General features: G+C 70.8%; 4 protein-coding genes. 3 read left to right on the top strand and 1 reads right to left on the bottom strand.

Annotated features, from left to right (window positions below):
- Positions 1–822, bottom strand: an 822-nt coding sequence (locus tag HMPREF3086_RS15445; RefSeq protein WP_070722796.1) for a helix-turn-helix domain-containing protein, incomplete at its 3' end; no start/stop codon positions are given.
- Positions 823–986: 164 nt separating this feature from the next.
- Between HMPREF3086_RS15445 and cysD the strand changes: the two genes are divergently transcribed.
- Genes cysD through HMPREF3086_RS15430 form a run of 3 tightly spaced genes read left to right on the top strand, consistent with a single transcriptional unit; the run spans position 987 to position 4676 of the window.
- Positions 987–1904 carry a sulfate adenylyltransferase subunit CysD gene (gene cysD, locus HMPREF3086_RS15440; RefSeq protein WP_061229344.1) on the top strand — a complete coding sequence of 306 codons (918 nt, stop codon included), beginning with the start codon at positions 987–989 and terminating at the stop codon, positions 1902–1904.
- A complete protein-coding gene (gene cysN / locus HMPREF3086_RS15435) occupies positions 1904–3814 on the top strand; it encodes a sulfate adenylyltransferase subunit CysN (protein WP_082767766.1) in 1911 nt (636 codons plus the stop codon). Before cysD ends, cysN begins: the two co-directional genes overlap by 1 nt.
- 4 nt (positions 3815–3818) lie before the next feature.
- Positions 3819–4676, top strand: a complete 858-nt coding sequence (locus HMPREF3086_RS15430; protein ID WP_070722794.1) for a sulfite exporter TauE/SafE family protein — start codon at positions 3819–3821, stop codon at positions 4674–4676.
- The last annotated feature ends 59 nt before the right edge of the window (positions 4677–4735 follow it).

The raw sequence follows: 4735 nt of genomic DNA, 5'->3' as shown, positions 1-4735 counted from the left end.
GGCCTCGACAGCCCGGGAGACCGCACGGCCCGTCATCCGGCGACCCGGGGCGACGGCCACGGACCCGACCGCCCGCCCGTCGGCCCGCAGCACCGGTGCCGCCACCGAGGCCACGGCCAGGTCCGCGGCGCCGCTGAGTTCGGCGTCGGTCACGTCGATCTCCGAGAGTTCGACGAACAGCTCGGACACGCGGTCGCGGACCAGGGCGCCGATGCCGGAGGTCTCCAACGAGTCGGCCATCCGCAGCAGCTCACGGCGGGCCGGGGTGAGCCGCTCGATGGACCAGCCACGTCGCGCGATCTGCGGGAGCGCCACCTCGAGCCGGTCGCGCGCAGCGGTGGTCAGCCCCGCCGCGTCGGCTAGCCACTGACGTTGCTCGCCCAGTGGTAGTCGGGCCGCCAGCTCGCGGGCGAACGGGGCGCGCACCGGCACCACGTGGCCGACGGGCAGCGCCTCCCGGGAAGCGGTGCGCATGCCGGCGCCGACCGAGTCGACGACCTCGGCCATCCCGTCGCGGACCTCGAACACCACCGCCGCGATCCCGGTGGCGTCCGCCAGGGCCTCGAGCGGCTGGCGCGCGGCCCGGACCAGGTCGACCTCCGTGGCCAGCGCCGCGCCCACCTCGCGCAGTGCCGGCCCGGCCCGCCACCCGGCCCGCGTCTTCTCCGCCCACCCCTGGGCGTCCATCTCCGCCAGGACCGCGTGGAGGGTCGAGCGACTCGCCCCGGCCATCCTGGCGATCTCCGTCAACGGCAGGGGCGGGCCGTCGGTGGCGAGCGCGCGGAGCGCCGCGAGCACCCGGTGGGTCGGTTCGTGTCGCATATCCGTCATCATATGTCGGAGTTTCGACGGGGCGGGGGTGATTGCCCTCGGCGAGATGGAAAACCGGGCGGGGCGGGCGCAGGATGGTCCGGACGCCCGAAGGTAGACAGATCGGTCTGCCGTGCTGTCCGGTCCGCCGGCCAGCCCACGACACTGGAGGTCGCATGACGACGAGGTCGGCGGTGACGCTCTCGCATCTCGACGCGCTCGAGGCGGAGTCCGTCCACATCTTCCGCGAGGTAGCCGCACAGTTCGAACGCCCGGGGATGCTGTTCTCCGGCGGCAAGGACTCGGTGGTGATGTTCCACCTCGCCCGCAAGGCCTTCTGGCCCGCGCCGATGCCGTTCCCGCTCATGCACGTCGACACCGGCCACAACTTCGACGAGGTCATCGACTACCGCGACCGCGTGGTCGAGGAGACCGGTGTCCAGCTGCTCGTCTCCCACGTCCAGGACGACATCGACGCCGGCCGCGTGGTCGAGGACACGGGGGTCGGCGCGAGCCGCAACCGCCTCCAGACCACCGCCCTGCTGCGCGGGATCCAGGAGAACCGATTCGACGCCGTCTTCGGTGGCGCCCGCCGCGACGAGGAGAAGGCCCGCGCCAAGGAGCGCGTCTTCTCCTTTCGCGACGCGTTCGGCGCCTGGGACCCGCGCGCCCAGCGGCCCGAGCTGTGGAAGCTGTACAACGGCAAGCACCGCAAGGGCGAGCACATCCGCGTGTTCCCGCTGTCCAACTGGACCGAGCTGGACATCTGGCAGTACATCGAGCGCGAGGACATCGACCTGCCGCCGATCTACTACGCCCACGAGCGCGAGGTCATCGAGCGCGACGGCATGCTCCTCGCCAAGACCCGCTTCCTGGAGACGCTGCCGCACGAGGAGGCGCGCACTGAGCTCGTGCGTTTCCGCACCGTCGGCGACGCCACCTGCACGGGCTGCGTCGAGTCCGACGCCGCCGACAACGCCGCCGTCGTCGCCGAGGTCGCGGGCACCCGCGTCACCGAACGCGGCGCCACCCGCGCCGATGACCGGATCTCCGAGGCCGGCATGGAAGACCGCAAGAAGGAGGGCTACTTCTGATGAGCACCCCCACCACGGACACCGCGCCGGCCGCCGCCGAGAGCGCCGCCGAGCAGCTGCAGACCATGGCCGAGCACGCGCAGCTGCTGCGCATCGCCACCGCCGGCTCCGTCGACGACGGCAAGTCGACGCTCATCGGCCGGCTGCTGTTCGACTCCAAGGGCATCTTCGAGGACCAGCTCGCCTCCATCGAGGCCACCTCGGCCAAGCGCGGCGACGAGTACACCGACCTCGCGCTGCTCACCGACGGGCTGCGGTCCGAGCGCGAGCAGGGCATCACGATCGACGTCGCCTACCGCTACTTCTCTACCCCGCGGCGCAAGTTCATCATCGCGGACACCCCGGGCCACGTGCAGTACACGCGCAACATGGTCACCGGTGCCTCGACGGCCGACGTGGCGATCATCCTCGTCGACGCCCGCAAGGGTGTGCTCGAGCAGACCCGCCGCCACGCGTTCCTGTCCGCACTCCTGGGCATTCCGCGCCTGGTCGTGGCCGTGAACAAGATGGACCTGGTGGACTACGACGAGGCCACCTTCGAGGCCATCCGCACCGAGTTCACCGACTTCGCCGCCAAGCTCGAGGTCCACGACGTCACCTTCGTGCCGCTCTCGGCGCTCAGGGGCGACAATGTGGTGGACCGCTCGGACGCCATGCCCTGGTACACGGGCCCGGCGTTGCTCGACCATCTCGAGAACGTGCACATCGCCTCGGACCGGAACCTCACCGACGTCCGGTTCCCCGTGCAGTACGTGATCCGCCCCCAGCGCGCCGACGGCTTGGATCACCGGTCCTTCGCCGGAACCGTCGCGGGTGGGATCATCAAGGTCGACGACGACGTGGTGGTCATGCCGTCCGGGCGGCAGTCCACGGTCAAGGCGATCTGGGGCCCGGGCGGGGCGGAGCTGGACGAGGCCGCGGCCCCCGCAGCGGTGACGATCGCGCTGAACGACGAGATCGACATCGTCCGCGGCGAGATGATCGCCCGGCCCGGTAACCGGCCGCACCAGGGCACCGAGCTCGAGGCCATGGTCTGCTGGTTCGCCGACGACACTACCCTCGAGACCAACAAGCGCTACATCGTCAAGCACACGACGCGCGAGACCAAGGCGATCGTGACGGGGATGGAGTACCGGCTCGACGTCAACACGCTGCACCGCGACCCCGACTCCACCGAGCTCCAGCTCAACGAGATCGGGCGCATCGGCCTGCGCACGCAGACGCCGCTGATGTACGACCCCTACCGTCGCAACCGCGACACGGGCGCGTTCATCCTCGTGGACGAGATCACCGGGAACACGGTGGGTGCTGGCATGATCATCGGGCCCGCCACCACCGGTTCCAACGTCGTCTGGCACGCCGGGGCCGTCCAGCGCGGCGACCGCGGGCAGGGCCGCACCCTGTGGCTGACGGGCCTGTCGGGTTCGGGCAAGTCGACCATCGCCTCCGAGGTCGAGCGTCTGCTCATCGAGTCCGGTCATCCGGCGTACATCCTCGACGGCGACAACCTGCGCCACGGCCTCAACGTCGACCTCGGGTTCTCGGCCGAGGACCGGGCGGAGAACATCCGCCGCACCGCCGAGGTGGCGGCGCTGTTCGCCGATGCCGGCGTCGTCGTCATCTGTTCCCTCATCTCGCCCATGCGCGCCGACCGGGACGCGGCGCGCCAGGTCCACGCCAAGGCCGGCCTGCCGTTCACCGAGGTGTTCGTGGACACCCCGCTGGCCGAGTGCGAGGCCCGCGACCCCAAGGGCCTCTACGCCAAGGCGCGCGCGGGCGAAATCGCCGAGTTCACCGGCGTCTCCGCGCCGTACGAGCCGCCGCTGACCCCGGACCTGCACATCCGTCCCGAGGACGGCACCGCAGAAGAGGTCGCGCAGCGGATCCTCAGCTCCATCCTGGGAATCTGAGCCGGTGCCCGAGGCCCTGTGGACCTACGACTCGCTCGGCCTGCTGGTCGTCAGCGCCGTCATCGGCGTGGTGATCGGCCTGACGGGGATGGGCGGCGGCGCACTCATGACGCCGGCGCTCATCCTCGTGGGCATCCCACCGACGGCGGCCGTCGCCAACGACCTGGTTGTCAACGCGGTCAACAAGGTCGTGGGCGCGGGCGTGCACTGGAGGCACGGTAAACCCAATCTCAAGATCGCCCTCTGGCTGATCATCGGCTCGGTGCCGACGGCGTACCTCGGCGCGTGGCTCGTGCACGCGATCGGTGCCGAGGACGTGCAGGGGATGCTCAAGAAGGCCATCGGCGCGACCCTCATCGTGGCGTCGACGGCGTACTTCCTGCGGGCGTTCTTCGAGATGTCCGGGCGCATCCGCACCGGTGACGATCCCTACCCGCCGGTCAAGCCGGTGCTCACGCTGCTCGTCGGTGTGATCGGCGGACTGATGGTGGGCATCACCTCGGTGGGCTCGGGCACCGTCATCATGATGTGCATCATGCTGCTCTACCCGACGCTCGCCGCGCTGCGGCTGGTGGTCGACTGGAACCTGCTCGTGCCGCTGCTCATCGGCGGGGCGATCGGCACGTTCTTCGGCTCCAGGTTCGCCGGGCGCGTGCCGGGTGGGCTCATCCGCCGCGGCATCACGATCGTGCTCGCCGTGACGGCCTCGGCCATGCTCGGCGCCTCGCCGTTGTTGATCGGAATCATCACGCTGGTGCTGGTCGTGGGCGGCCCGTTGGTCTGGAAGGCGCTCGTACGCCGGTTCTCGGTGCACCTCGACCGGCCGGCGGTGCAGCGGCCCGGGGCGTCGACTCACGCCTGAGCCGGGCCGCTCACGCAGCCGCTCCTGGCCATGGCGTCTCGCGCGCACCGCGGGGTGGG

The organism is Dietzia sp. HMSC21D01 (genome assembly GCF_001815995.1).
In the GTDB taxonomy this organism is placed as follows: domain Bacteria; phylum Actinomycetota; class Actinomycetes; order Mycobacteriales; family Mycobacteriaceae; genus Dietzia; species Dietzia cinnamea.
Note: the sequence above shows the minus strand (reverse complement) of the source record. Positions and strands in the feature narration are given on the sequence as shown.